This is a genomic window from Microcystis panniformis FACHB-1757 (assembly GCF_001264245.1).
Taxonomy (GTDB): Bacteria; Cyanobacteriota; Cyanobacteriia; order Cyanobacteriales; family Microcystaceae; genus Microcystis; species Microcystis panniformis.
Genome location: NZ_CP011339.1, coordinates 854,302 through 880,160, shown reverse-complemented (window position 1 = coordinate 880,160; position 25,859 = coordinate 854,302). Strand labels below are relative to the sequence as shown.

At 44.0% G+C, this 25,859-nt stretch carries 24 protein-coding genes and 1 pseudogene; 10 read left to right on the top strand and 15 right to left on the bottom strand.

Going from position 1 to position 25,859, the window contains the following annotated elements:
- The 5 genes from VL20_RS32250 to VL20_RS04275 form a co-directional block, all read right to left on the bottom strand.
- On the bottom strand, positions 1-510 hold the full coding sequence (locus VL20_RS32250) for a hypothetical protein (protein ID WP_249264976.1): 510 nt from the start codon (positions 508-510) through the stop codon (positions 1-3).
- 633 nt (positions 511-1,143) lie between these two features.
- Positions 1,144-1,515 (bottom strand): type II toxin-antitoxin system PemK/MazF family toxin, encoded by a 372-nt coding sequence (locus tag VL20_RS04290; protein WP_052275708.1) that lies wholly within the window; start codon positions 1,513-1,515, stop codon positions 1,144-1,146.
- Positions 1,508-1,732, bottom strand: coding sequence for a type II toxin-antitoxin system MazE family antitoxin (gene mazE / locus VL20_RS04285; RefSeq protein ID WP_052278377.1), 225 nt, complete (start codon positions 1,730-1,732; stop codon positions 1,508-1,510). The genes VL20_RS04290 and mazE overlap by 8 nt, the downstream gene beginning before the upstream one ends.
- 332 nt (positions 1,733-2,064) lie before the next feature.
- Complete coding sequence (locus VL20_RS04280; RefSeq protein WP_052275707.1) at positions 2,065-2,538, bottom strand: hypothetical protein; 474 nt, start codon at positions 2,536-2,538, stop codon at positions 2,065-2,067.
- Positions 2,539-2,947: 409 nt separating this feature from the next.
- Positions 2,948-3,748: a beta-carboxysome assembly protein CcmO gene (locus VL20_RS04275; protein WP_002775137.1), complete on the bottom strand. Its 801-nt coding sequence runs from the start codon at positions 3,746-3,748 to the stop codon at positions 2,948-2,950.
- 213 nt (positions 3,749-3,961) lie between these two features.
- Between VL20_RS04275 and raf1 the strand changes: the two genes are divergently transcribed.
- Complete coding sequence (gene raf1 / locus VL20_RS04270; RefSeq protein ID WP_052275706.1) at positions 3,962-5,041, top strand: RuBisCO accumulation factor 1; 1,080 nt, start codon at positions 3,962-3,964, stop codon at positions 5,039-5,041.
- Positions 5,042-5,084: 43 nt separating this feature from the next.
- Here the strand turns inward: raf1 and VL20_RS27265 are convergent, their stop codons facing one another.
- Positions 5,085-5,384, bottom strand: a complete 300-nt coding sequence (locus VL20_RS27265) for a hypothetical protein (protein ID WP_128575134.1) — start codon at positions 5,382-5,384, stop codon at positions 5,085-5,087.
- Between VL20_RS27265 and csaB the strand changes: the two genes are divergently transcribed.
- Both csaB and VL20_RS04260 read left to right on the top strand, forming a co-directional pair.
- Positions 5,330-6,367 (top strand): polysaccharide pyruvyl transferase CsaB, encoded by a 1,038-nt coding sequence (csaB, locus tag VL20_RS04265; RefSeq protein ID WP_052275705.1) that lies wholly within the window; start codon positions 5,330-5,332, stop codon positions 6,365-6,367. The genes VL20_RS27265 and csaB overlap by 55 nt on opposite strands.
- A gap of 274 nt (positions 6,368-6,641) precedes the next feature.
- Entirely contained in the window at positions 6,642-6,992 is a 351-nt protein-coding gene (locus VL20_RS04260) for a hypothetical protein (protein ID WP_052275704.1), read from the top strand.
- Here VL20_RS04260 and VL20_RS04255 read toward each other — a convergent pair whose 3' ends face one another.
- The 3 genes from VL20_RS04255 to VL20_RS04245 form a co-directional block, all read right to left on the bottom strand.
- Entirely contained in the window at positions 6,993-7,562 is a 570-nt protein-coding gene (locus VL20_RS04255; RefSeq protein ID WP_052275703.1) for an ExbD/TolR family protein, read from the bottom strand. It lies immediately after the preceding gene.
- Positions 7,563-7,581: 19 nt separating this feature from the next.
- The gene (locus VL20_RS04250) at positions 7,582-8,220 is read right to left on the bottom strand and encodes a MotA/TolQ/ExbB proton channel family protein (RefSeq protein ID WP_002760669.1); all 639 of its coding nucleotides are present in this window, start codon (positions 8,218-8,220) and stop codon (positions 7,582-7,584) included.
- A 672-nt stretch (positions 8,221-8,892) separates the two neighbouring features.
- The gene (locus VL20_RS04245) at positions 8,893-9,798 is read right to left on the bottom strand and encodes a metal ABC transporter permease (protein WP_004163173.1); all 906 of its coding nucleotides are present in this window, start codon (positions 9,796-9,798) and stop codon (positions 8,893-8,895) included.
- Between the two features lie 134 nt (positions 9,799-9,932).
- Between VL20_RS04245 and VL20_RS04240 the strand changes: the two genes are divergently transcribed.
- The 4 genes and pseudogenes from VL20_RS04240 (at position 9,933) to VL20_RS04225 (ending at position 12,974) form a co-directional block, all read left to right on the top strand.
- On the top strand, positions 9,933-10,451 hold the full coding sequence (locus VL20_RS04240) for a cofactor assembly of complex C subunit B (protein ID WP_002734244.1): 519 nt from the start codon (positions 9,933-9,935) through the stop codon (positions 10,449-10,451).
- Positions 10,452-10,458: 7 nt separating this feature from the next.
- Positions 10,459-10,875, top strand: a complete 417-nt coding sequence (locus VL20_RS04235) for an acyl-CoA thioesterase (protein WP_052275702.1) — start codon at positions 10,459-10,461, stop codon at positions 10,873-10,875.
- A gap of 3 nt (positions 10,876-10,878) precedes the next feature.
- Positions 10,879-11,508, top strand: a complete 630-nt coding sequence (locus tag VL20_RS04230; protein ID WP_052275701.1) for a DUF1361 domain-containing protein — start codon at positions 10,879-10,881, stop codon at positions 11,506-11,508.
- A gap of 126 nt (positions 11,509-11,634) precedes the next feature.
- Positions 11,635-12,974: pseudogene (locus VL20_RS04225) on the top strand (aromatic ring-hydroxylating dioxygenase subunit alpha).
- A 104-nt stretch (positions 12,975-13,078) separates the two neighbouring features.
- Here VL20_RS04225 and VL20_RS04220 read toward each other — a convergent pair.
- Positions 13,079-13,543 (bottom strand): DNA phosphorothioation-associated protein 4, encoded by a 465-nt coding sequence (locus VL20_RS04220; RefSeq protein ID WP_002738176.1) that lies wholly within the window; start codon positions 13,541-13,543, stop codon positions 13,079-13,081.
- A gap of 100 nt (positions 13,544-13,643) precedes the next feature.
- Positions 13,644-15,236 carry an ArnT family glycosyltransferase gene (locus VL20_RS04215; RefSeq protein WP_052275700.1) on the bottom strand — a complete coding sequence of 531 codons (1,593 nt, stop codon included), beginning with the start codon at positions 15,234-15,236 and terminating at the stop codon, positions 13,644-13,646.
- Between the two features lie 1,390 nt (positions 15,237-16,626).
- Between VL20_RS04215 and VL20_RS04205 the strand changes: the two genes are divergently transcribed.
- The 3 genes from VL20_RS04205 (at position 16,627) to VL20_RS04195 (ending at position 19,054) form a co-directional block, all read left to right on the top strand.
- On the top strand, positions 16,627-16,929 hold the full coding sequence (locus VL20_RS04205; RefSeq protein ID WP_052275699.1) for a UPF0175 family protein: 303 nt from the start codon (positions 16,627-16,629) through the stop codon (positions 16,927-16,929).
- Entirely contained in the window at positions 16,926-17,396 is a 471-nt protein-coding gene (locus VL20_RS04200; RefSeq protein ID WP_052275698.1) for a PIN domain-containing protein, read from the top strand. Before VL20_RS04205 ends, VL20_RS04200 begins: the two co-directional genes overlap by 4 nt.
- A 152-nt stretch (positions 17,397-17,548) precedes the next feature.
- On the top strand, positions 17,549-19,054 hold the full coding sequence (locus VL20_RS04195; RefSeq protein ID WP_052275229.1) for an IS5 family transposase: 1,506 nt from the start codon (positions 17,549-17,551) through the stop codon (positions 19,052-19,054).
- 443 nt (positions 19,055-19,497) lie between these two features.
- Here the strand turns inward: VL20_RS04195 and VL20_RS04190 are convergent, their stop codons facing one another.
- The 4 genes from VL20_RS04190 to VL20_RS04175 are packed head-to-tail and all read right to left on the bottom strand — an operon-like array spanning position 19,498 to position 25,826.
- On the bottom strand, positions 19,498-22,026 hold the full coding sequence (locus VL20_RS04190) for an SAV_2336 N-terminal domain-related protein (RefSeq protein WP_052275697.1): 2,529 nt from the start codon (positions 22,024-22,026) through the stop codon (positions 19,498-19,500).
- Positions 22,027-22,034: 8 nt separating this feature from the next.
- Positions 22,035-23,135: an AAA family ATPase gene (locus VL20_RS04185; RefSeq protein WP_052275696.1), complete on the bottom strand. Its 1,101-nt coding sequence runs from the start codon at positions 23,133-23,135 to the stop codon at positions 22,035-22,037.
- Entirely contained in the window at positions 23,125-24,975 is a 1,851-nt protein-coding gene (locus tag VL20_RS04180) for a VMAP-C domain-containing protein (protein WP_052275695.1), read from the bottom strand. The genes VL20_RS04185 and VL20_RS04180 overlap by 11 nt, the downstream gene beginning before the upstream one ends.
- A complete protein-coding gene (locus tag VL20_RS04175) occupies positions 24,975-25,826 on the bottom strand; it encodes a hypothetical protein (protein WP_052275694.1) in 852 nt (283 codons plus the stop codon). Before VL20_RS04175 ends, VL20_RS04180 begins: the two co-directional genes overlap by 1 nt.
- Between the last annotated feature and the right edge of the window lie 33 nt (positions 25,827-25,859).

Below are 25,859 nucleotides of genomic sequence, written 5' to 3'. Positions count from 1 at the left end.
TTAAGACCTCAACCATTCAGATGTGATGCGATCTGGAACCATGCGCAGCGTGACAACCTTTACTCGGTCTGGCCATTGATCTTCGATGTAAGCGTAATCATTCCACATAGAACCAAGTAAGAGGCCTGGGCCGTCATTTACATAGACCACTTTGATATGCGGCAATCCATGACTGTCTGCATAGCCAAGAATCTCTTGGGCAACTTCACGATATTGACCCGTGCGATCATCCTCCTGTGCACCGCCGCGATCTGAGTCGTAGCGAGCCAAACCAATAGCAAGCACTTTCTTGCCTTCATAGATAACGAAATCTACTGGACGATCTGGCTTCGGGTAATCATTAAAAACATTTCCTAGCAGTACATCTTTACCCGCTCTTTCAGGGCCCGTAACAACCAACCCGATATGCTGGCTGCGCAGAACATCGAATAACCTTTCAGTTAAGTCATACCCTTTTTTACCGCGATCCTTGTATTCCCAAAGTACTGCGCATAACGCTTCGTCGGGCATGGGGCGACTGTCAAATTTCTGCTGGACTTCGACAATATTCCTGAAAGCATCACCAAACTGAACACATATTCTATCTGTGTCTGTTTTTTTTTTAACATTTCAACTGGTGTTTGTGGGCTAACGTACTTCTTAAATACACGGCAAAGCTGCGTGCGCATCCACTGATTCCTCGTGTCCATAATAGAGGTGAAAAAGTTAGTGGAAGAATGCGATGTCTTTAGCAATAGCCCAAACTCGACTAGAACTGGCTCATATAATCGGCAAGCGTCCGGAAGAATATCTGGGTAATACTCACCTGTGGCGAGTGTGATCCACGCCTCAGCTTCGGATTTGTAGTCGGAAAATTTTCGTTCTTTTTTCATTGAGCTTGCAGACCCACTATTTAAGAGGTTCTAACTACATATTATACGCCAACTCTATGTATAACACTCTCCAGAGTAACGATATGGGTCAACTTTCGCCATATCACCCCATTTAGGCGCAATCGCCAGAACTTTTCCCTATATCACGCCCAAAAGCGTGTTAGCCAGATTAGCCCACATCGCACTTTAACCCACAGCTTCAATCAATGTGCATGGTGCGTTCCCCAAAATCGATCGCTGGAGCAGTAGGAACCACCTTAGGGAACGAACTCTACGACGATAGCGATTTGCTGAAACCGAGCTCAATACATACTGCTTTCTCTATTTCTTCCCAATAAACGTCTTCTAAAACACCCTGTTTATTCTTAATTCTTTGAGAATCTACAGCCCTCATTTGACTTAAGTTGATGTATCGATCTCCGTCTAGTCCATTCTGCACTGTCGGTGTAATATTGACAACAAAAGGATAAGTCCTTTTCCCGGGCAACAATGGAGCAACTACTGTCGTTGTTCCATTTTGATTGCCAATATCGTTTTGTAAAATCAGGCAAGGACGTTCTTTATCGGTTTCATGACCAACAGCGGGTTTCAGATCGACCCACCAGATCTCTCCTCGCTTATAGGTTAGTCTTCCATTAGGCATTTAGACCGTCGCCCACTGCAATATCCCAGACAGAGATTTCTGCTTGCATCTCTGGATCATTGGCCTGATCTTTATAAGCTTCTTCTAGCTCTTTCATAAAAACCCTTCTCTTCTCTTGCCAGAGAACATCATTTATGAAGCTGCTACGATTGCTTGCTAGTCGATCTACAAATTCCAAAACTTCGTCGTCTAAGGTTATGCTAACTTTCTTACTCATTGCCATAAACTGTTTACGACAGCTTGGTAGGATTAGATCATCATACTAACTAATCCTACATTAATTGTCAATGCCTGCCTCTGATCTGTAAGTAGATTGAAGGCCTAACGACATCTATGGGTGCTACCCAGTGTCTTCGGTATCGCACTTAAACCCACAGTTTCAATCAATGTGCATGGTGCGTTCCCCAAAATCGATCGGTGGAGCAGTAAGAGCCACATTAGGGAACGCACCCTACAACATTGCGATCGCAATGTTGGTTTGAAACCTAACGTCAACGCTCAGCCGCAGCCGTAGCAGTCGGCTGGAGCGTTTGGTTAGCTCCCTCATTCTCACTTCACAGTCAGCCAGAGCAGCGAACTGCAAAACGCCAAACCCAGATAGAGCAGCGATACCGATCGAAACAACATCGTGCCTGGAAGCGTGTTTTTGAAATCTTTGGTCTTCCTTCGCATCAGTAGCAGCGGGAACTCCAAGGCAGACCCGTTCTCGGCTGCTGTTCTGAACATCGGCGAGTTTACGTAGTGTGAAATCTCCTGCATGCGACTAATGAGACTCCTCTGAATTCTGCGAAAGGAACCATCCACAATCCAAAACACCAAAGGCACGATGGCTGTCAACCAGATGAGTGAGTGCAAATTTGGGTCCTTGAGGAACAAGCCAATGCTAGCTGTCCATGTCACGACGGCCCAGTTCTTAACCGACTTGGTGATCTCATCATGTTGACGGATCGCCCCACCGATATGGTTCAGTTCAGCGTTAAGCATCTCCAATTGGATATCAATCAGTCGTTTCGGCTCCGCCATTGTTCTACCTCGGACGCGGCTAACCACATATTATAGGTCAACTTTCTGCCTAAAACTCTCCAGACTAACGATATGGGTCAACTTTCGGTATATCACCTCATTTAGGCGCAACCGCCAGAGCTTTTCCCTATATCACGCCCAAAAGCGTGTTAGCCAGATTAGTATATTGCCAAAAACCTTGTTTAACTAAATTTCTGACAACATAGGCTCATTCTACCGACGATTATTCAATCTGACCGCACCCCTTGATAAAAATTTATCATTATTCGATTCTTTTAATTGTCGGGGCCTTCTGTAAAGATTTTTTACCTGGAAATCCACACCCACCAACAAACGTTTTCAGCAAATCCTAATTCAACCTTTTGCTCCTATACTTTTAGCAGCACAGGAGCAAGGTTGAAAATAAAAATTAATAACTGTCCTCATCGGTGATAACTTCCACGGGAATCACTTCTTCTAACACTTTTTCCTGCATTTCTTGGCGACGAATTGGTATTTTGGTTTTTTCCAATTCTGGTAAAGCGACCAATTCCCGTTGTTTTTCCCGGACAGTATTGGGTAACAACATCGGTAAAGGTTCGGGGGTTTCTAACCAGTAGCTGGCTACCGGTAGGGTATGTTCTAAATCCTCCAATAAACGGGGAATAATCATCACCGCGTGCAGTTCACCGATTTTCTCTGCTTCCCGCATTCCCGCATCAATGGCTACGGCCACATTAGCGACGGAACCCCGGATAATGGCCGTACACAAACCATCCCCAATTGTTTCGTAGGAAGCTAACTGCACATCGGCCGATTTTAACATGGCATCGGCGGCCCCCACCATAGCAGGAAAACCACGGGTTTCCAAGAGACCGATCGACATATTGCTCAGTTTGCTGAAACCCCGTTGACTTTGGGCAATTTCGGCTAAACGGCTACCAATTGGGAAAATTACCTCTAAATTGGGCATTGGTCGGGGAATAACCGATTTAGATACCAATTGTCCGAACTGTGCGGCGGTTTTTGCCCCTTCTTCCACTGCTAACCGCACATCGGCAATATTACCACGCACGATCGCCGTACAGTGACCACCGCCAATTTTTTCGTAACCCACGAGGGTAACTTCTGCCGATTTTAGCATCATATCCGCCGTCCCGACGATCGCCGGAAAGCTGAGGGTAGAGACTAAACCCAAGGCACTATCTTTGGGGTGACGCTTGGTTTTCATCGTCCTTTGACCGGGGTTAGTTGTGGACGAGGGGGGAATGCTTCCATTAACTCTTAATCTAGACATTGAAGATAAACTTGCCCTAACAGGTATGAAGGGGGTGATTGTCAGCTATCCTGTTACTATCTAGTCTATCCTGTTAACCTTAATTGCTATTGAAGATTTTTTAGGGACTAGATAAATTTTAGTTATTGTAGCTTGATCAAGTTGTCTATGACAGAACAGCCTCGCAGTACAGATGATCGAATCAGCGAAACGGAAGCGACCGAATTAATGCGCTCGCTGCTTCATAAGGAAGGAAATTGGGTGAATTGGGGGCAAAAATGTCAAAAACTGCAAAAAGCTGGCTACGATTCCCAGTTAATTTTTGAACAAACCGGTTTTCAAAATGCCCAACAAAATTTAATTATTGTCGCTGCCCAAGTTTTTGAGAGTTTAATCAAAGCGGGGGCAGATGAAGATTTATTAAGTTACTACATCGGGCCGCGCAGTGATGTGCTATACGAATTGCGGATTCTCAACCAAGAACAAAGATTGGGGGCAGCGAAATTAGCGGCAGAAAAAAGGATTGAGGTGGCTGAAGCACACGATATCGCCAAAGCTATCCAAGATTTTTCCCGTTTATCCCAGATTCCCAGTGAATTTACTCGTCATCCTGGAGATGCGATCGCTTACCAGTGTTGGAAACGGGGCAAACAAAAGCGAGATTTAGCCGAAAGAGCGAAATTAATCGCTAAAGGTTTGAAATTTGCCCATTCTGACTCGGCCAGACAGGCGATCGAGTCTTTACTACAAGATTTTACCGTTACTCCCACCCGTAGCGCACCGTTGCTGCCCGTCCATCGTTTACAGGATGAGGACGAATTAGCCAGAATTATTCCTTTAGTAGGAAGATTTCCGGTGACGGTAACTGATATAAAATGCACGGAAAGTCTGAGCGTCGAGGAACCTTTTCGATTGGTAACGGTGGGGGATAAACAAACAATTGTGCCTCTCCCCGGTTGGCAAGCAATTCTCAAGGCGATCGATCCTGTAGCTATTTTATGGCCTAGTGATCAATTACCTCGATCGATTGCCACCAGATCTGAGGAAGTGTTATTAGTGATCGATCGAGTTTTTGCCGAATGGGACGTGAACAATTATTATCTAGTGGAGAAGGATAATGCCGTTTTTTTACAATGGTTTGATAGTTCGCCCGATGTCACCATACTAGGTGAATTGGTCTTGATTTTAAGAGCAAAAAATATCCTTGATGAAAAAAACATCACCGAACCCTGGCAAATGGACGACTAAGTCAGTGATCAGTTATCAGTAAACAGTGATCAGGTTTAAGCTATTAGTTATGAGTGGGAATAAGAAAATAGATATAGCAGTTTTCATCAGAATGAGGTATGAGCAAGGAGCTTAAACCCTTTGTTGGCAAAACTTGTCGATACCTCAGTAACGTGAAAAGCTCTATTAACTGATAACTGATAACTGATAACTGATAACTGATAACTGATAACTGATAACTGATAACTGATAACTGATAACTGATAACTGATAACTGATAACTGATAACTGATAACTGATAACTGATATATGCGTGCAGTAATTTGTGGATATTATGGGAGAGGAAACGGAGGAGATGAGGCATTATTAGTGTCTCTATTGCAGATGCTGCCGTCAGAAATTAAACCTATTGTTTTGTCAAATAATCCCAGAGAAACCAGTCAACGTTATGGAGTGGAAACCTGTCCTAGTCGGGATTGGTGGCAAGTTTTTCAAACTCTTAAAAAAGCCGATATATTTATCTGGGGTGGTGGCAGTTTAATGCAGGATGTCACCAGTTTTGCCAGTCCAATTTATTACGGTGGTTTAATGGCTCTTGCTCAATTATTGGGCTTAAAAACTATTGCTTGGGGGCAGGGAATTGGACCATTAAATAGACCTTTTACCCGTTGGTTAACCAAAAAAGTCTTACAACAATGTAGTTTAGTTAGTGTGCGCGATGATACTTCGGCTCATTTAGTCGCCAATTGGGGTATTAGTCCCATTGTTGCCCCCGATCCAGTATGGGCTTTAGACGCTCAATCAGTCAAGGGATTATCGGATTTACCTGCCCCAAGAATCGCCGTCAATTTACGTCCCCATCCCCTATTAACCCCAGCAAAATTAGATAAATTAACCCAAGCTTTAATTGATTTGCAAACCAGTACGGGGGCATTTATTCTCTTAGTCCCTTTTCAAAAGTCGCGGGATTTGCCCCTCTGTGAAGCTGTAGCACGTCAATTAAGGGAAAATCATCAAATCATTATTTTAGAGGATCCAAGACAGTTAAAAGGCTTATTTCGTGGGGTAGAAATGGTGATCGGAATGCGCTTTCATAGTTTAATTATGGCCGCAGCAGAAGATTGTCGTTGTTTTGCCCTTAGTTATGATCCGAAAGTGTCGCGATTAATTGCCGAAGTACCGATGCCAGGTTGGGAATTAGATCAGTTACCAGAGGCAGTTAATGATATTAGTACCACTTGGATTGATTTTTATGCCAATGGAGAGGGATTAACTAGCGATCGCAAACATTTTTTAATCGATCGAGCTTTAATTCATCGAGAAGTTTTATCTAGATTGGTGAGCTAATTTTTATGTCGAGTGCGATTACCGATGCCAGGGCTATTTCATTCTAAAAAGTCTCAAAATATGCTTAAGTCCTTGTTGTGGCATAGGTTTTGATCAAGGGGAAAGGAGGCACTCGGCACATCCCCATCCTGCTTCGGTCTCGTGTGGGGACTTCCCGTGCCATATTTTCGTTAAGGGTAGTAAAGGGATCGTTAAATCAATCATAAATTGTTATAGTCCATTTCCTCCAGAGCCTAGCATAGAGGGGAAACCTCCTTTATCCCTAGGTAATTGCATGAATGGACTACAACAACAGATTATCAGTCTTGAGCAGAAAGTCGAGCGTCTACAGGATATTGTCGAAAGCCTCAGCCAGCAAATTGCTATCCTAGCTGGGGATAAATCGAGTCATTCCCTGGGAGAATCCCTGGAAATGGTCGGTTTTTCCGAGTTATCCGATAATAGCCTCTACGATCATAAAGATATTCTCCGGGATCACGGTGGCAAACAAGCGCCAGCTGTCAATGGCGATAATTCTTTTGCCGATGAAATCCAAATTCGCCGATTAACGGCACAATTGACAGCGGCCTACAATCGCATTGCTGCTCTCGAAGAACAATTACTTACCTATCGCATCCATTCCTAGTTAATTTCTGCCCAGAGGATTGGGTAAACTGGGCAAGGTGGGATTAGTCGGCAAATTGGGCAAAGGATTGCTATTTTCCAGGGTGGGATTGTTAGCCTCCCCCGATAGCGTCGCTAAAGCCACACGATCACCGCCTACCTGTCGCAGTAGGTCTAAAACCCCAACCACTTCGTTATAACTGGCATTTCTGGAGGCATTCAGTACCATCAGTCCATTGGGACTATATTGATGATAATTCTTGATCGCCTCGAACAACTGGGCGCGAGTCACCATTTGTTTTTCGACGTAGAGTTGTCCGAAATCATCGAGACTAACCACCAACATTTCCCGCATCGGGGTGGTGGCGGTACTAGCTTTCGGTAAATCGAGGCTGATAGCCTGTTGGCGAGATAATCCCACTGCACCGAGAATAAAGAAAGTGAGAATACAGAAAATTACATCGATCAAGGGGATGATATTAACCTGCACATCCTCTTGAATGCGCTGTTGATCATGCCATAATTTGAGCGGACGAGCCGTAATATGGCTACTTTTTGGCTTTTTGTGGTTAAGAGATTTAGTTTCGGCCATGCTTGATAAGGGGGGAGACTTAGCGATCGAGAGGTTTTTCTAGGTTAGCACTGAGGGCGTATTGTTGGTCTTCTTGGTGTAACCAGCGTTGGCGGTAGATAATTTCTAAATCACTGCCGGCCTTGCGAAAAATTCGGGCTTGATTGAACCAGAGTCCCTGAAAAACACGATAGAAAGCGAGGCTAAAAATAGCGACAATTAAGCCGGTAGCGGTGGAAATTAAAGCTTCACTAATACCTAAAGTTACTCCGGCTGTGGAGGAAGTTCCCAGGTCACTTAATTGAATATTGGCCAAAGAGGTAATTAAACCGAGTACCGTCCCTAATAATCCTAACAGGGGAGAAAGGGCAATGACTGCCTCAAGGATTTTATCGCCCCGTTTCATTAGGGATAATTGTTCATCGGCAGCCGATTCGAGGGCAAAGTGAAAAACCTCTGGATCTGGATTTTCTAAGCGCAGGGGTGCGTAGAGATAGCTACCAATGGGGTGATTGCGGGAATCTCCGGCGACTTTTGCCGCCAAATCCCAGTTACGGATGGCGGATTCCATAATGCGATTTAAAATCTGGCCCTCACTGAGGAGAGTACGACTCCAAAACCAAATTCGTTCGATAATAGTGCTAAGAGCTAAAATAGACAGAAAAAGCAGTGGCCACATGGCCACTCCGCCTTTTTGGATTAAATCAGTTATACTCACGAGTTGTTTTGTCCCTCCAATACCGGGCGATTCGGGCTTGATTATTTAGTTTAAGATTTAAGTCGATCAATTGACATTTATAGTTCTTATACCATTTTTCAAAAACTGTCGCCTACTTAGGGTCTGCTGAAAAAGTTTTTCCTGGGGACAGGGTGTGGCCCCCCCAACCCAGGGGGGGTGTAGGGTTTTACCGATTTTGAGGGGGTCAATTACCTAATTTTCAGGGAAAAAGTCCAGGAATTTTCCCCCCGATCACTCCCAGAGCTGGGACTTTTTGATTGACAAAAAGTCTAAAAGTCTTACCCAACAAGGTTTTTAGATTTATTCAGCCAAACCTACTTAAGGCGTTTATCATAAAGATGAAGTATAACCGGATAGGGCATCCTCTGCTGTCTCGGAGTCTCGACTAGGAAATTAATTTTGTCCGACTACTTAAGTAGGGAGGCACAATTATTTGTAGGATGGGTTAGCGGTAGCGTAACATAATCGGGCGTTGGGTTTCATGCTTCAACCCAACCTACGTTCATCTTATATTTAATTCCACCCACCTACTTATAGCAGTTATCAGTTTTTTAGTCGTCAGTCGTCGGCTGTTTTTGATCACGGGCCAAAAACCCCACCTTCTGCTGCAAACTAACGTCGTCTCAACAAATTTTTCATCTCTCCCCAGATAGAAAGTTGACCACCTAGACTAGAGGGATGGGTGAAAATTCCCTGACGGGGACTGAATAAAAAGGCCAACATAAATAGGCTAAAAGCGACAAGCACGATCGCTGGTCCAGAGGGTAAATTCCAGTAATAACTTAAATACATCCCACTGATACTAGAAATAATACCCACACCCACACCTAAACCCATGACTTGATGGAGACGGGTAACTAAAAGATAAGCAGTGGCCGCGGGGGTAATCAAAAGGGACAAAACGAGGATTACTCCCACCGCTTGCAGACTAGCAACTATTGTCAGACCGATCAGGAGCATTAAGCCTAAATCTAATAAATTTACTGGTAAACCCGCCGCTTGCGCCCCGATTTTGTCGAAAGTGTAGAATAATAGTTCTTTATACAGGAGCAAAACGGTTAACAAAACGATAACGGCAATAATTAGGGTGTCGCGGATGTCGGCAGCAGTAACACCCAGAATATTGCCGAAGAGAAAGTGATTCAGGTCAATTTTGTTGTTTTTTTGGATGAGAGTGATCAGGGTGATGCCAAGGGCAAAAAAAGCCGAGAAAACGATACCCATGGCCGCATCTTCTTTGATTGGGGAACGATTACGGATCAAGTTAATCAGTAGAGTACTGACCATTGAGGCTAGTAAAGCACCCAGTAGCAGATTAAAATTACCAATAAAAGCGATCGCTAATCCGGGTAAGACCGAGTGACTGATGGCATCGCCCAAGAGGGCCAAACGTTGTACCATCAGGTAGGTTCCCACCACCGCACAAATGATCCCGACGATGATAGCTTCAATTAGGGATCTCTGCATGAAACTATACTGTAAGGGTTCGATTAATCCTGTTAATAGATTGTTGCCCATGAATCTGCCTTGGGGTTAAATTTTTCTGATTCTCGATCGAGGTTTTGCTCCTAGGGTCTATCTTCTAAATCGGGGAGAAGATAGGTTAGGATAATTAGGATTAATTGTAAGTTTTTTCGCTCCTAACCGCTGCCATGGATACCCCCGTTCTTTCCTCAACTTTTTTTCTGACTCTCCTGCTCATGGTGGGATTATTCTTTTTTATTCGCGGTTCCGTCAAAGAGCGTATCGAACAGCGTGTCTATCTTACCAGTACCAGTGACGACCAACTATTAGAACAACTGCGAGATTATTTTGACCGACGTTCCTATCAAGTCAAGGCGATCGAACCCGAACAGAATATTGTCAGATTACAGGGTTTTGTGCCGCCTAGCCCCTTTCTAGCGATATTTTTGACAATTTTAGCTGCCTTGGGTTTATTTTGCTTCTCACTGGTGTTATCGGTGTTATTTCCCGATACTAATCCCTATATTTTTGCTCTTGTGGGTTTATCTCCCCTCGCGGGTGTTTTCTATTGGCAAAAAGTCGGCCGTTTAGAGGAAGTGGCTTTTAAAGTAGAAAGCAAATCTCAGCAAACGGAATTAACTGTCAAAGCCCATCGAGACGAGTTAAGACAACTACAAGATAGTTTAACCTTTCTAGAAAGACAATAAGCTTTTTATGTCCTATGAACGCCTAATTTATCTGGCCGATACCGATGCGGCCGGTGTGGTTTACTTTGCCCATCTTCTCTCGATCTGTCATGAAGCCTACGAGTTTTCTTTAGCACAATTTGGCATTAATATCAAGGATTTTTTCAAAGATTCTCCGGTTGCCCTACCGATTACTCAAGCGGAAATCCAGTTTTTTCGGCCTCTTTTTTGTGGCGATCAAATACAGATTGATTTCACTGCCCGATCCCTGAGCGAAAACGAGTTTCAATTGCAGTATAAAATTTATTTGGCTGAAATCATGGTCGCAAAAGCGAAAACTCGCCATGTGTGCATCGCTCCCACCGCTAGAAAAAGAATCCCTTTTCCGGAATCTTTAAAAAATTGGTTAAGATATTTATCAACCCCAGAGGATACTGGTATTTAAGAGATGATTTGGGCAGATTTAACGATAATTTTAACTAGGGATTGGTGGCACAATGCTTGGCAATTATTTAACCTTAGCACCGGAAGAATTATCTGGAATTCTTTTCTGGCTTTTATCCCCTTTGTCCTCAGCTTTTGGCTATTTCGGATCACCCTCGATCGTTCCCTACTCTGGTGGTTAATTCTCTTAGTTTTTGTGCTTTTTTTACCCAATGCTCCCTATATTCTCACCGATAGCATTCATTTAATCTCTTATGTTCAGGAGGATTACGCCAAAAGTTTAATTTTTTTAGTTTTAATTCCCCAGTATAGCTTCTTTATTTTTATTGGCTTTCAGCTATACGTTCTCTCCTTACTTAATTTAAAAAGTTATTGTCAGCAAAGTCAGCTAAATTCAGCAGTTTTACCCCTAGAAATAACTCTCCATTTTTTAAGTGCGATCGGTATCTATTTAGGAAGGTTTCTCCGACTGAATAGTTGGTATCTAGTCACTCAACCGCAGCAACTATTCTGGAGTTTGCAGAATTTACTGACTAAAAAACCTTTGCTATTCATCTCTGTCTGTTTTTTAATTATTTGGCTACTATACGAAATCAATAAAAGGCTTTACAATCGATTTTTTGGCTACAATTAACGCCTATCGGGAATTTCCACCCTCTCCTAGTCTCTTTCCGATTAATTAAAAGATAGTAGGAAGACAGAGATCAATTGGCCGCACCGATATTATGATGATGATTAATATTTTTTCTCTCTCACCCCCATGACAAGCACTGATCAATCTCAACCCCTGCCTAGGGATGACTATTTTCACTACCAAAATTGTTGGTATCCTGTGTTATTCGTGCAGGATTGGCAAAAAAATCCCTACTCTTTCTCTCTTTATGGGCAACCATTGCTAATATTTCGCGATCAGCAGGGAAAATGGGGCTGTTTGCTTGATCGCTGTCCCCATCGCTTGGCGAAACTCTCCACCGGACAGATGATCGCTGGGCGTTTAGAATGTTTGTACCATGGTTGGCAGTTCGAGACGGATGGAAAATGTTCCCATATTCCCCAACTGCCAGTCAATACCCCGATTCCCCGCAATGCCAAGGTTAAATCCTATCGGGTGGTGGAACGTCAGGGAGTCCTCTGGGTTTGGTTAGGAGAAGAGGAAACAGCGAAAGAAAGCGATATTCCTATCATCAAAGACCTAGAAGACCCCAATTGTGTCCATACCGATTATGTCATCGATTTTCCCTATGAACAGGGCTATTTACTCGAAAATCTCCTCGATCCCGCCCATGTTAATATTAGCCATGATCGCAGCGAATTCGGGGCAAAACGGGAAAATGCTCAACCGTTAGCCTTCCAAATCCTCGAAATCTCGGCGCGGGGAATTCGCAGTCAGTGGCGCAATAGCCGCAATCCGCAGGAAAGCTGGAAATATCTGGATTTTATAGCCCCTAATCTCGTTCATTATCGTTTTGCTCTGCCTAATCCCCATTGGTGTGCTGGATTGGCTTTATACGGGATTTCTCTGGGTCAAGGTCGTTCTCGCTTACTGATGCGACGTTACCAAAATTTTGCCGTTAACTCCCGTCAATACCGTTGGCGCTGGTTGGAACATCTGCGTCAAAGTCGCATCCTCGAAGATGATCTACCTTTAATTCAAAGTCAGCAGCAAATGGTGGAAAAGTCAAGAGATAGTTTACAAAAATTATACTTACCCTTAAAAAGTTCCGATGCCTTGGTGATTGAGTTACGTCAATGGTTCGATCGCTATGGGGACTCTTTCCCCTACTATCAAGGCTACACCAGTCAGCGGACAACGGCGATCGATTTATCCGATCCTTTACCCCTCGATCGCTATTCTCGTCACACTGTCCACTGTCGCACCTATAGCGATGCCATGAAAAAATGGTAAAAACTAAACAGATCGCAATTTTAATGGGGATATTATTAGCTTTACTGGCAATTTTATCCCCAAATCAGTCTATCTATCAAATTACTGCCCTTATTTTCGCAATTTTGGCTTTGGCAATAGCGATCGCTGCCAATTACACCCGCACAAAATTTGAACGCACCTATGAGAAAAAAGCCCATACCAAACTACACTGATAAGTAGTCGTGCAAAATTAATTTCCTAGTGAAGATAGGCAAGAGGCAAGAGGTGGTTAGATATGTGTAATTAATTTTACTTAGGTACTTAACTAAGATTTCTACTACAAAAATCTGCCTAAATCGAATTCCGTTGTGGCAGTAATTTCTCGAAAACGTTCCTGACTGATAATTAACAATAATCTTTCAGTATAATCCACCGCACCGCGCAATTCTCGTTCTAATCTTGCTAAACCGGCGTTGGCATATTCCTCGAAAATTGTCACTCGCAAAGCTTCCGAATCTACCCCGTGGGGAGACAGAATTTTCGTGTCTTGCAATTCATTGACTGCCAATAATTTGATTAGGGTATCGTAGCCACGAGAAATAAAAATTTCTAGGTTAATAGGTGAGGGTTCCTTCGCTACATTTTCTATCGCCACCCTCTCTTGATATCTTACCCCTAAAGCCGCCGCAAAAGCGATGACATCAGCATAGGTTTGAAAGGGTCCAATTCCCTGATTAAAATTAACTAAGGACTGGACAAATTCCCCTTTATCTCTAGCAATACGAACTCGATGAATGGACATATTTATCAAGCAAAAAGTAAAAAAGTTTACAAAATTCAGGAGATAGAAGTTATCAGTATATATGGACTATTTTATCTATCCCCTATCCGCTATAACTGCTTTAAGGATAAGTTTTAATTAGTCCTTTAGCTTGGTAAACATGAAATTGTTCGATGGCGACACCACCGCGCTTGATCGGAATGACAGCTACTTTAATTATATCTTGGAAATAGGGACGGTAGCGATCGATTATTTCTGGTCTTTCTAGAGAACTATTTGTAGTAATTAATAAACCATTTTTACCGATCCATTCTTGAGGATTAAACCAAATTTGATAACCCCTTTGATCGTTGTTAAAACAGGTGACGGGAATAGGAACTAGGGGATAGAGAGCCATATCTAGCCATGCTGTCACATAAAAATTATGGGTAAAAACGAAGCTAGAATCTTTTAAAAGTGCTAATAATTCGGGCGAATTAGCAAAGCCTTGGCGCAGTTGATCGATATCGACAATTTCCCGAGAAGGGTCCTGTTCTGGGGCAATAATTCCCCCAAAAATTGCGTATTGACTGGGTTTTTGGAAAGTGCCAAAAGTAACGTGAAGCATTGCTATAGATAAAACAGTAACGATAAAAATTCCCGATCCCCATAACCATCTTTTTACCCAGATTCGAGAAGATTGCTGCCAAGTATTGGCCTTTTCTCCTAATAAAATTGTGCAGGACCAGAACCCGGGTAAAATCCAACTAGGGGCGAGATAATGGGAAGCACCCACATAAAGCATTCCCAGGATTAAAGGCAGAGAAACCGAGAGAATTAACCATTTTTTTAGTGATTCTTCTTCTCGATGAAAAAATCTTTTTTTCGAGATAAAGTTAGGAATTTGTTCGGCAAAGCTTTTAAATGTCACCCACCACATCGGCAGACCGAAAGGAGGAAACATCGTGGCGATACTAATGCCAACAACCGAGAGAATACCGAGAATATTAAAGGCTTTGGGTTCTCCAGAAAAACGGTCTTCTAAATGAAAGCGAAAGGAAATCCAATCATGGTTAATATTCCAGTATATAATTGGCAATAAAGTTATCAAAAAGAGAATAAATCCTAATCCCAACCAGGGCGATCTAAATACAGGCCAATAGCGGGGAGTGGTCAGACAAAATAAAACTAAACCAAAGCCCAAAATAAAGCCATGATATTTACTTAAAACCGCCAATCCTACGGCAAGTCCAATATAAGCCAGACGATAGCTAGGATGATAGTTTTTTTCCCGAATTGGCCAGAATTCTTGGGCAGCTAAATAGACTGTTAATGACCAAAAAAAGATTAAAGGACTATCTGGCTGCGAGAGAATCCCGAAGACAATCCCATAGATGGGGATCAGGGTCGCGATCGCTAAAGTCATTCTGGCGACCGGCAGACTGAACAATTTTAAAGCCGTCAGATAGAGCAAGCAGAGGCTGCCAGTATAGAGGAGGAGAGTCCCGAAGCGAATGGTAAATTGATTGACTAATCCCGTGATCCAAGTCCCAAAACCCGTGGAAATCGCTACTATTGGCGGATGATCGAAATAACTCCAATCTAGATTATGGCTGTAAACATAATAATAGGCTTCATCATACCCGGGATAAAGCCCCAGGGCGATGATTGTTCTAAACAGGAGTCCACCGATGAGCAGATAAACGGCAATGCGGTCGCTAATTATTTTGGTCAAAATTCTTACCTCATTTCATCGCTAAAACTGATGTTAGAGACGGGAGATTTTTGAGGTTGCCAGATTCGAGATTTGTGCATCTATGGCAAGGTTAGATTTAAGTGTGATCTTTAGTTACTATATCACCAACTCTGTCATCTCTTAGCCCTTGGCTATCAGCAAACTCTCCCCAGGCGTTGCTGATTTGCGATCTGAAAGAGGATTAAGAGAACGGGGAACGGTAAATTGACATCCTCGCCGCCCTAAAAGTGCGGCGATTCCTAAACCTCACGATTTAAGTTTCTGCTTCCACCACCGTCGCATACCACAGTTAAAAAACCATGTACTGTCTTACACAGAGTCCACAGACTTTCGCCCCATTTCAGAAGCCCGATTCCCTGTGTCCCACGGTACGTTGACCGCCTATAGCTTCTTGTACTTGTTGCGCGCGACTTTTTACCCGGCCAAGCTTTTCTGGTCGGAACCCCCTAAGCCGAGTTTTCAAGGTGCTGCGCCGTCCACTTGGTTTTCGAGACTGGCCTTTTAATTCTAAAGTAAAGCCAACCTAGAACGGCGGGGTTTCAGACCCAAAATTTCCGATGACGAAAAGAATCGTTCTGGATGCCAATATTCTCATCCGTGCCGTGTTGGGGAAGACGCGGATTTTTTCGGCACGGGGGTGGCAACCTGGACGAGCAATCGGGTTCACCTGTATTTCGGTGAGTGAACGACGGCGATCACAACAATATCCGATATTCTGGTGAATTCGTAAGAATCGAAGATATCCCGCCGTAGTCGGTGGGTATCTCCCTGGACTAGGTGCGCTTCCCAACTTTGCGAGCGTTGGATGAGTTTGGCTAGGGTTAATCTCAGACCGGCTAGATAGGGTTTGCTGAATAAATTTGAAATGTAGGCAAAGTAAAGGTTTTGGGGCTTTTCTCGCTCCCACAGGTGCAAGATTTTGAGAGAATCGTCGTTCAAAACCTTGCGTCTTCATCGGCCCGCGTCCTGTAGGGGCGAAGCATTCGGACAATAACCTATCGGTGAAAAGGTAGATTTTCTATCCGAATGCTTCGCCCGTACTTATTCAGCAAACCCTAGATAGAGCTTGCTGAATAAATCTAAAAACTCTGTTGGATTGGAGAGAATGACATTTGAGGGAATGAAACGACCCTACCCCACACCCCGCCCCCACAAAAAACTTTTTGCCGCAAACCCTGAGGGCGAATGCAATTCGCCCCTACAATAATATTATTACGCCAATGGTAGGGCCGCACTGTGGTCAGTGAGTTTATCGAACTGTGTGCGCCCAAAATGTCCTATAGATATTTCGACCAAATTGAGATGCACCCAAATTATCCCTATTCTTCTTCCTTCCACACAAAAACTGGAAGAGCCATCTATTTCACCTATGATAAAACTAACTGGTAGCGACTCCGATAATTTTATGCAAATCACTGTTGATATTCCCGACGAAATCGCCCAGAGATTAGGTCAAACAGGCGATAATTTGGCTCATAAACTGCTGGAAATGGTTATTGCTGATGCTTACCGTGCCGGTATCTTGAGTACGGCCGAAGTTGGACGCATCCTTCAATTACCTTCTCGGTTAGAAACTCATGCCTTTTTAAAGCGGATGGGAGTCTATCTGAATTATGATGAAATTGAACTGGAACGCGATTTGCAAACTCTCAAAGAACTCAGAGCAAAATGATAGTTGTTTCTGACACTTCTCCGATTTGCTACCTGCTCTTAATTGACCAAATTATGATCCTACAAGAACTGTATGAGCTTGTGGTCATTCCTGAAGCTGTAGCTGATGAATTAAAGGCCTCAGAATCTCCATCTATCGTTCGCAATTGGATTGCTAACCCCCCTGATTGGCTCCGGATTGAAATTGTTAGGACATCCTCAAGGTCAGGATTGGAAAAACTCGATCCGGGTGAGCAAGAAGCGATTTTACTAGCAGAGCAAATTGAAGCTGAATTGATTATTTTAGATGACAAAGCAGGGAGGCAAATTGCTTCGGAGCGTGGCTTAAGAATTATTGGACTTTTGGGCATTGTCAAAGATGCTGCCCAATTCGGATTGCTCGATTTAAGAGTAACCTTTGAACGTCTCCAAGAAGCTGGCTTTTGGGTTGCACCCAGCCTACTCGAACGACTTTTGCGGCAGCAATAGATGTTCTGACGCTAAGTAGGGTTTGCTGAATAACTGTGAAATACTTATGATATAAGGATTACAGCCATATTAAATTCCCAAAAAGTCAAGAAAAAGGGACAGAAAACGGCTAAAATTGCTAAAATACCCTTGCACTTATCCGACAAGAACATATGTACCGAAAAACGAACGAGTCTTCAATTGCCCCAGAAAACTTTGAGTTGCCTTTTGAGGGAAAATTATCAGCAGATAATCGCTGGATAATAATGGCAGAGTTAATTCCCTGGGAAGAATTTGAAGAAGAATATGCCCAAAATTTTGACGAAGAAATGGGTGCGCCAGCCAAACCATTTAGGATGGCATTAGGAGCATTAATTATTAAGGAAAAATTAAAAACAAGCGACAGGGAAACCATAGAGCAAATCAAGGAAAACCCCTATTTACAGTATTTTCTAGGGATGTCAGCCTATAGTAATGAAGCTCTATTTGATGCGACAATGTTCGTTAATTTTCGTAAAAGAATCAGTAAGAATTTAATCAATAAAATTAATAAAAGAATGGTGATGAGAGAGAGAAAAAAGAAGGAAATTGAAGAAAAAAGTGAAAGAAAAGAAGAAGAAAAAGAGAGTCAAATAAAAAATAAAGGAAAATTAATATTAGATGCAAGTTGCGCACCTGCTGATCTAAGTTATCCCCAGGATTTAGGGATATTAAATCAAGCAAGAAAGAAAACAGAAAACATTCTAGATTGTCTCTATCAAAGTTTGAGAATCAAGCTGAAGAAAAAGCCAAGAACTTATAGAAAAAGAGCGAGAAAAGATTATTTAAAAGTAGCCAAAAAACGTCGTTGTTCTCAAAAAGAAAGACGAGAAGCTATCAAGAAGCAACTGCAATATATCAAAAGAAATCTATCTCAAATAGAGAAATTAATCGAGGGGGGATCAGAGTTAAGTAGTCTCAGCAAAAGAAACTACAAAATGTTGTTAGTGGTGACAGAAGTTTATCGTCAACAATTGTGGATGTGGGAAAATAAATCATCGAGAATTGATGATAGAATTGTGAGTATAACCCAACCACACATCCGCCCTATCGTTAGAGGAAAAGCAGGAAAACCAGTTGAATTTGGAGCAAAAATCTCAGTAAGCTGTTTTGAGAGTTATGTATTTTTAGACCATTTAAGTTGGGATAATTTTAATGAATCTGGGGACTTACAAGCGCAAGTAGAAGAGTATAAAGAATTCACAGGATATTATCCAGAATCAGTTCATGTTGATAAAATTTATCGAACTAGAAAAAATCTAGCTTGGTGTAAAGAAAGAGGAATTAGAATCAGTGGAGTTCCTCTAGGAAGACCACCTAAAAATATTAGTAAAGAAACTAAAAAACAAGCTCTTGAGGATGAAGGAATTCGGAATGCAATTGAAGGTAAATTTGGTCAAGCAAAAAGAAGATATAGTCTTGATTGTATCATGACAAAACTTGATAAAACTTCAGAAACTTCCATTGCCATTACTTTTTTAGTCATCAATCTTTCTAACCTGCTTAGACAGGTTAACTGTCTTTTTTTGTCCCTATTTCTTTATACATCTAAATTTAGCTTTATTCATCCCTCTTTGATTAGAAAAGATGATAAAAAAGCTGATTTCTCAACAGAAAAACTTATCTTAAATTCGGGCTGATTTTTGAGAGTTTTTGTTTTTTACTTTTTCAGCAAACCCTAAGTAGGTAGGCGTTAAAAATTATCAGATGCCCCCCTTATCAAGGGAGATCCCCCGCCTATCGGCACCCCCCTTATCAAGGGGGGACTAAGGGGGGATCGGCACCCCCCTTATTAAGGGGGGCAGGGGGATCAAACCCCCCTTATCAAGGGGGCAGGGGGATCAAACCCCCCTTATCAAGGGGGCAGGGGGATCAAACCCCCCTTATCAAGGGAGATCCCCCGCCTATCGGCACCCCCTTATCAAGGGGGCAGGGGGGATCGGCACCCCCCTTATCAAGGGGGCAGGGGGATCAAACCCCCCAGGTAATTGACCCCCTAAACTAATACATTTGTACCATAGCTTGCCCAAAAAAATTCCGGAAAAGGGAATGAGGGAAAAAAGGGAAAAAAAGGGGAAAAGGGTTACAAAGTCCTCCCGGCACCGCACACCACCCGAAAACCGAGGTTGTAGTAGTTGTAGTCGCGGCGGAAGTCGCTGATGCGGTAAGCAGAACGGCAGTAATACGGATTGAGGTACCAAGAACCGCCCCGCAGCACACCAATTCGTTTATCCGTCAAGAGTTCATTTATACTATTTAATAAGTTTTCATAACGATTATCATTATTTGTCTCGTCCCAAACGCTCCCGTCTGTGGGCGGTGCGCCTTGATAATCTCTGTGCCACGGATCTAAACACCACTCCCAAACATTCCCGTGCATATCGTACAGCCCGAAGGCGTTGGGGGGATAGGAGCGGACGGGGGTGGTTTTGTGTGGGGATTTTTTCGCCTTTTCTTGTTGATAGACCTTTGAACTATTGTAATTCGCCAGTTCTGCCGTGATCGTCTCGCCAAAGTGGAAGGGGGTGGTTGTTCCCGCTCTACAAGCGTATTCCCACTCGGCCTCGCTCGGTAAACGGTAATTTTTTCCCGTGTGACGGGACAGACGGGCGCAGAATTCGATCGCATCGTACCAACTCACGGACTCGACGGGGTTATTATCGCTTTCCTTAAAGCTCGCGGGGTCTGGATTGAGGTCTTTTCCCTCCCTCGGTAGGTGGGCCACGAACCGCCATTGCGCCAGGGTAATCAGAGTCTGGCTCAGGTAGAAAGCACTGACGCTCACGGGGTGTTGGGGTTTTTCAGACTTGAAATCGTCCTTTTCTCCCGGTGAACCCATCAGGAAAGTTCCCCCTGGAATAGCAACCATAGTCAGGGGTTCGATTCCCTTGCCTAGGGGTTCCTCGTAGTAGTAGGCCTCCAGGGATTCTCTTTTGGTAATTATTCCCCGTTTATTGACGTATAGGGTCTTGAAGGGGAATTTTAGGAGTTTTTCCGGGGTCAAGATTTCCTGTTTTCGCTGCCTCACTCTCTCCTCGATGTCTTGGGCGATATCGGCGTACTCTCCCCCCCAAGTGCGGAGAACAGCCGCGTCCACCTCAGCGAAATAGAGAGAGCGATCGCTGACTGCATCCGCTAGAGAACCCTGTGGATTGGGGATTAGAGCCGAAAAATCGCGAAATTCGCCGTAATGGTCGCGAATATGATCGCCGATGCCGCGCCAAATATCGATCGTGCGTCTAGCGGCACTATCTGCCAACAGTAACTGACGAATGCCGGGGTAAAAATCGTACCAAGCATCCGTAACCGTCGCTCCTTCCGGACTAAAGGTAGATTTTTCGACCAGTCCGCTAAAAAAGACCTCCGCTAGATGCCAATGTTTACTATCGGGTAAAAATCGCCGCTGTGCCAATCGCATCACCGGAGGAATCAGGGGAACGGCCGCCAGCACTTTAGCCAGTTCTCGGGCCAAGGGACTGGCATCGATTAAAAAGCCTCTCAATAACTCTTCCGGGGATTCCGCTTCCGGAGCGGCTGCCTCTTCTTCTCCGGTTTCACCCATATTCACCCCCGCAGTGGTTGCTCCCATTAAAACCCCCTGAATCGAGTTACCACCGCTCCCAGCGATAAATTTCGCCCAGGTTGCAAAGTGAGCAGGGGATAGATTGAAAATAGGGAACCGATAGAGAATCTGCTTCGTGCGGAGTCTTTCCCCCACTTGCAGTATTGCATTGGCAGAAGCGGGACCCGGTGCAATCAAAGGCCGGAGGATTGCTCCCTCTAAAGCGGTTCGTTGCCATAGCTCCTGCGGGAAAATGTGAGCGATGGTGACGGGGTGTTCTTTTCCCAGATCCGCTAGGGTGGCGAAGGCAGACCCCGATCGCCAAGCTTTCCCCAAAGTATCGGTTAGGACAATAAAAAGTCGGTTCCCAGAGGGTGCAACCAGACTGCGAGGGTTCCGTTCGATTTGCCCGGCGCCGGAAAGCAAACGAGCTTCATTTTCACCCGTCTCGAACCACCAAACCCGCACATCCCTAAAAAAGCCTTGCCAACGGAAGAGGGTGGTCATTCCCCCCGCTAGATCTCCCCAAAATTCCATCGGGGGAGAGCGATCGATCAACAGGTGAACCTCTAACCAACGTTCTAGGGGGGGTCGGAAAGCGAGAATCGGTAATCCCCCCGCTTCGGCCGTCCGTTCCACTGTAACCTCGATATCCAACTCGTCGGCCCGTAATCCAGGCACGCGACGCGCTAGGGGAAGAATTGCCTTACTGATAGCGGTGGGTTCGGGTATCGGAAAGGGATCGGGGACGCGAACGGGAGAAGAACGATCGCTCTCGACCGAATCGCGCTTCCGGGAGGTCTGCGTCTGGCGATCGATGTTTTCGGGATAGGCAACGGGGAGCGTTGACTCGATCGCTCCGGGGGGAGGGGTTTCTTCACCGCTGCCGGATGACCGGTTATCCTCCTTATCATTAGATGAGGTTGCTTCCGACTGTTCAGACTGCTCAATCGACCAAGGCGCGATAATTCGATCGAGGTAAGCAGCGCACCAGATCAGTTCTGCCATTTCCCTCTCGTCTTCCCACCAGATGGCTTTTTTCCCTTCCATCTCTCCCCCTACCCTTGCAAGGATTTAAAGATGGTGTCTAGCAGCGATTGGCGATCGGTGGCGGTGAGGTCGTTTCCCTGTAGTAACAGATAGACCGCGTTGAGCAGTTGATCCGTGGCTAGTTTGTCTTTGCGTTTAATTCGATCGAGAAATTCCCGGATCAGATTTCTGGCCGGTTCGTCCAATTGATTTAGGCTCTCCGGGGGGAAACGTTGCTCTAGTATCCGATAGAAATCATCCTCGTTGTCGGGTTGTTCGAGTCTTAAACGCAAACATCGACGCAGGAAAGCGGGGGGAAACTCCCGGGCCTCGTTACTGGTCATGAATACTAGGGGGAACTCCTGACAAGACACACAACCTCGATCGATCGGGATTTTTTCCTCGCTGTCCTCCTGTTGACCGCGATAGGGAAGAACGGATTGGTTGCCGGTTTTTAATCGTGTCAGTTCCGGGATCTCAAAAAATCCCTCCTCGAAAATATGGAGGAGATCGTTAGGCATATCGATATCGCTTTTATCGATCTCATCAATTAGCAGCACCGCCGGTCGTCCTGGACGGGATTGATAAAAAGCCATCCCCATGGGGCCTAATCTTAGATAGCTGCCGATATCCGGCTCCTCGTACTCTCCCCCCTCTCCCACTTTCTGTCTTTGTAGGGAAGCTTCCTGTAACCGTCCGATCGCATCGTAGGCATAAAGACCCTCTTTAAGGGTGGTGCGGGAAACGATCGACCAACGGTAGGGGCCGGGTAATCCCAATTCCCGCGCCACTGCGTAGGCCAGGGAAGTCTTGCCGGCGCCGGGGTTGCCCTCGATCAGTAGGGGACGACGCAAACAGAGGGCAGCATTCACCAATTCCACCGCTTTTTTATCCGCGACGAATCCTAAAGCCCTAGGGTCGATTTTTCCCTGTTTGGGCGGTATTTTCTGCGATTTTGCCGCTTTTGTCCATTCTTCCGGGGACAGGCTAAAACTGCGCCAAGGAGGTGGCGGTGGGATGCGATCGAGGTGTTTTCTTTGTTCTTTGGGTGTGGGTAAACTATCGGCACTCAGGGTCAAACCCCGATAGATGCGAAGGTCTTCTGGTTTGGGAACTGGTTTATCGGCCATTGGATTCCACCACTCTCGTGTTTAGAGGTCTCGGTCTCGGGGAGGGTTTGGGGTATGGATCGTCCCAGAAAAGGGCGATTTTTCGCTTGTTTCTGCGTAATTCTTTGGTCTTATCGGGCCAGTTTCTCCATTCCGAGGGTTTTAGATCGTTATCTGTCATCGGTTGGTTGGCGTTTCGACTCCAGACGGCGATCGGCAGGGATTCCACGATATCTTCCAGATCGGCGATCGATGGTTCGGTTCCGATGTAGTAATCTTTCTGGTCAAGATCGCTATTATTTTCCCATAAAGCTCTCTTGATCTCCTCGATCTTGTCGCGTATTTCTCGGAAATCTTCATCGAAATAGCGATCGAAGGAGTTAATAAAAACAGGATACTCGTATCCGATAGATGGCCCCTCACCGCATCTAAACTTAATATCTTCTAGGGAGTGTTTCAGCAAAGCAAATGGAAGGAAAAATTCAATCTCTAGTCTCACTCGATCGGGTAAATAGTAAAACATTTCAGGAATTACCTGATAGAAACTATTTTGCATTTCTTCTAACATAAAACCTTGTTCTTTTTTATAGATATTCCATAACTTAATTTTATTGTTTATTCCCACAAAAAACATCGTATTTACATGAAAATATTCTGTTTGTAAGCCAGTATTATTATGTTTATCAATTGCGGGTGAGATTACAATTTGTATTCTTCCTTCTAGTTCGATATTTTTATTAAATTTATCCCACAATTCTCTCGCATATTTTTTGATTGTGTCTAACTGCACACCATCCCTATATCGAACAGCTTCAACTTTCCAAGTATCAATATTGTCAGCAATATCTAGGGTTTCATCCTTAAATAACTTCAATCTGCACCACTCAGAAAATAAAATCAAAGGACATATTTCTTTATTAACTGGCTTACTAGATAAATCTTTTAGTTTTTCTCTAAGCTCTTGTATGTTTGAAATAGATGATGATTTAGGATCCTCATAGACTAACAGAAAAGAGTTGATTAAAAATAAACTATTATCAGAATTAATATTTAAAATATTGAAAAGTTTTTCGATTAAATTAAATCGTTGATTTTCCCATTTTTGGTCAGCTTTAGGATAAGTAGGAAAAAACCTAGCATAGGTTTCAATTCCTAGCGCAGAATAATTAACACGCTGATTACTGTCAACATTTTGGTTCATTTTATGAACCAACCAACCTAGATCGACATATCCAGAGTGGGAATAAAACTCGATCGCTTCTATATCATCGAGAGCTTGTTGCAGCGATCGGGATAAAACGCCTTCGATCGCTGTATCTTTTGCCCTACAAGCTGCCATAACATGAATAGCTATATTAGCTCCTCGAACCGCTTCATATTGTTTGATCGCATCGCTAACGAATTTTATAATATCTCCCGCACCACTTTGGGAGTAACAAGTATCAATAATATAGAGAATTTGAGAGATTTTTACTTGCTTATTGTTAAGAGGAAGAACTAAGTCTTGAGTCGGTAAAGCCGTTGAAGGTATATCGTCACTATTTGTGTCTTCCAGTATGAGATAATGTCTATCACCTGGACAATATTCGCCATGACCAGAATAGTAAAAAATAAGAATATTTTTCGTTCCATGCCGCTCTCTATCCCGAAGCCAATTAGGGAATAGTATTTTAAGATCGTTAGTTGTGGGATTCAAGTGTAAACTTGGCAGAACTCTTTCATATCCAAAACCACTGGTAAACAGACTTTTCACCAGTTCTAAATCCGTCTCGACGCTGGGTAATTGCTCGAATGCGTTGTAATCCTTCGTCCCACAAGCAATTAGATAATACTTGATTTCTTCATCCATACCATTACCCATCAATCGATTAACCCCGATCGAATCGCTTCCCCAGTTTCAACCGCCGTCAGATACCTTTTGGCATCATGAGCCTCGCAACCATTATAAACTAGCTTATCCTCGACAGTTCCCTCAAATAAAGGGTTGAGTTGCTTTGTCAACGCCACCACATCGCCATCGTCCGCGATATTTACCCATCTTTCCACATTTCCGGGCCAGCGCCCCAGGTTATTGCGGGGGGATGGTTGCAGTCGATCGAAAATTAATTGTCTTATCCCCAAAGGAGAACCGAGAGTGACAAAGACTTTAATCGGCCATTCTGGATGCTGACATAAAGTTTCGTAACAGACGATCGAACCGAGAGAATGAGCTACAAGTACCCGCGTATCTTCACCGATACATTCTATTACTCGCTCTTGAATCTGCTGTTTTAGCTTTCGATCGTGTAAATAGCTCCCCACTTGCTTAAGATAAGAAATAACCAATTTCTCGGCAATGCTACCGAAAAACCGAGATTCACTTAACCCCGACAAAGCTCTCTGGATAATTTTTGGGGTAGATTTTTCTCTCAAAAGGCTATTCGCATTGGGATGATTATTTTCTAATCGTTCCGTTTCTTGCCACCACAACTGAAGTAATTCTTTTTCCCAATCGGAATCGATATCATTAACATCGTAGTTCGGGATACCGAGCGCTTTCGATTTTCCCCGAAAAATATCTCCGTAAAACGCACAAAGAAAATCGGTATCGGACTTTAACTCGGTTCCCGCGAGTTTCAATCCATCCTTGAGACTTGGCAACCAATCAGCAGAAATCGTGTTGCTACCCCTAAATTCTTGCGCGATACCGTGAACACCGACAATTTTAGCCATGATCGTGCGGTTACAGAGCCTTCCTATCCCTGT

Excerpts from the sequence above, each read along its gene's own strand:
- VL20_RS32250 (WP_249264976.1), bottom strand. The coding sequence starts at position 510 with ATGCCCGACGAAGCGTTATGCGCAGTACTTTGGGAATACAAGGATCGC.
- VL20_RS04290 (WP_052275708.1), bottom strand. The coding sequence starts at position 1,515 with ATGCCTAATGGAAGACTAACCTATAAGCGAGGAGAGATCTGGTGGGTC.
- mazE (WP_052278377.1), bottom strand. The coding sequence starts at position 1,732 with ATGAGTAAGAAAGTTAGCATAACCTTAGACGACGAAGTTTTGGAATTT.
- VL20_RS04280 (WP_052275707.1), bottom strand. The coding sequence starts at position 2,538 with ATGGCGGAGCCGAAACGACTGATTGATATCCAATTGGAGATGCTTAAC.
- VL20_RS04275 (WP_002775137.1), bottom strand. The coding sequence starts at position 3,748 with ATGAAAACCAAGCGTCACCCCAAAGATAGTGCCTTGGGTTTAGTCTCT.
- raf1 (WP_052275706.1), top strand. The coding sequence starts at position 3,962 with ATGACAGAACAGCCTCGCAGTACAGATGATCGAATCAGCGAAACGGAA.
- csaB (WP_052275705.1), top strand. The coding sequence starts at position 5,330 with ATGCGTGCAGTAATTTGTGGATATTATGGGAGAGGAAACGGAGGAGAT.
- VL20_RS27265 (WP_128575134.1), bottom strand. The coding sequence starts at position 5,384 with ATGCCTCATCTCCTCCGTTTCCTCTCCCATAATATCCACAAATTACTG.
- VL20_RS04260 (WP_052275704.1), top strand. The coding sequence starts at position 6,642 with ATGAATGGACTACAACAACAGATTATCAGTCTTGAGCAGAAAGTCGAG.
- VL20_RS04255 (WP_052275703.1), bottom strand. The coding sequence starts at position 7,562 with ATGGCCGAAACTAAATCTCTTAACCACAAAAAGCCAAAAAGTAGCCAT.
- VL20_RS04250 (WP_002760669.1), bottom strand. The coding sequence starts at position 8,220 with ATGTGGCCACTGCTTTTTCTGTCTATTTTAGCTCTTAGCACTATTATC.
- VL20_RS04245 (WP_004163173.1), bottom strand. The coding sequence starts at position 9,798 with ATGGGCAACAATCTATTAACAGGATTAATCGAACCCTTACAGTATAGT.
- VL20_RS04240 (WP_002734244.1), top strand. The coding sequence starts at position 9,933 with ATGGATACCCCCGTTCTTTCCTCAACTTTTTTTCTGACTCTCCTGCTC.
- VL20_RS04235 (WP_052275702.1), top strand. The coding sequence starts at position 10,459 with ATGTCCTATGAACGCCTAATTTATCTGGCCGATACCGATGCGGCCGGT.
- VL20_RS04230 (WP_052275701.1), top strand. The coding sequence starts at position 10,879 with ATGATTTGGGCAGATTTAACGATAATTTTAACTAGGGATTGGTGGCAC.
- VL20_RS04220 (WP_002738176.1), bottom strand. The coding sequence starts at position 13,543 with ATGTCCATTCATCGAGTTCGTATTGCTAGAGATAAAGGGGAATTTGTC.
- VL20_RS04205 (WP_052275699.1), top strand. The coding sequence starts at position 16,627 with ATGATAAAACTAACTGGTAGCGACTCCGATAATTTTATGCAAATCACT.
- VL20_RS04200 (WP_052275698.1), top strand. The coding sequence starts at position 16,926 with ATGATAGTTGTTTCTGACACTTCTCCGATTTGCTACCTGCTCTTAATT.
- VL20_RS04195 (WP_052275229.1), top strand. The coding sequence starts at position 17,549 with ATGTACCGAAAAACGAACGAGTCTTCAATTGCCCCAGAAAACTTTGAG.
- VL20_RS04190 (WP_052275697.1), bottom strand. The coding sequence starts at position 22,026 with ATGGAAGGGAAAAAAGCCATCTGGTGGGAAGACGAGAGGGAAATGGCA.
- VL20_RS04185 (WP_052275696.1), bottom strand. The coding sequence starts at position 23,135 with ATGGCCGATAAACCAGTTCCCAAACCAGAAGACCTTCGCATCTATCGG.
- VL20_RS04180 (WP_052275695.1), bottom strand. The coding sequence starts at position 24,975 with ATGGGTAATGGTATGGATGAAGAAATCAAGTATTATCTAATTGCTTGT.
- VL20_RS04175 (WP_052275694.1), bottom strand. The coding sequence starts at position 25,826 with ATGGCTAAAATTGTCGGTGTTCACGGTATCGCGCAAGAATTTAGGGGT.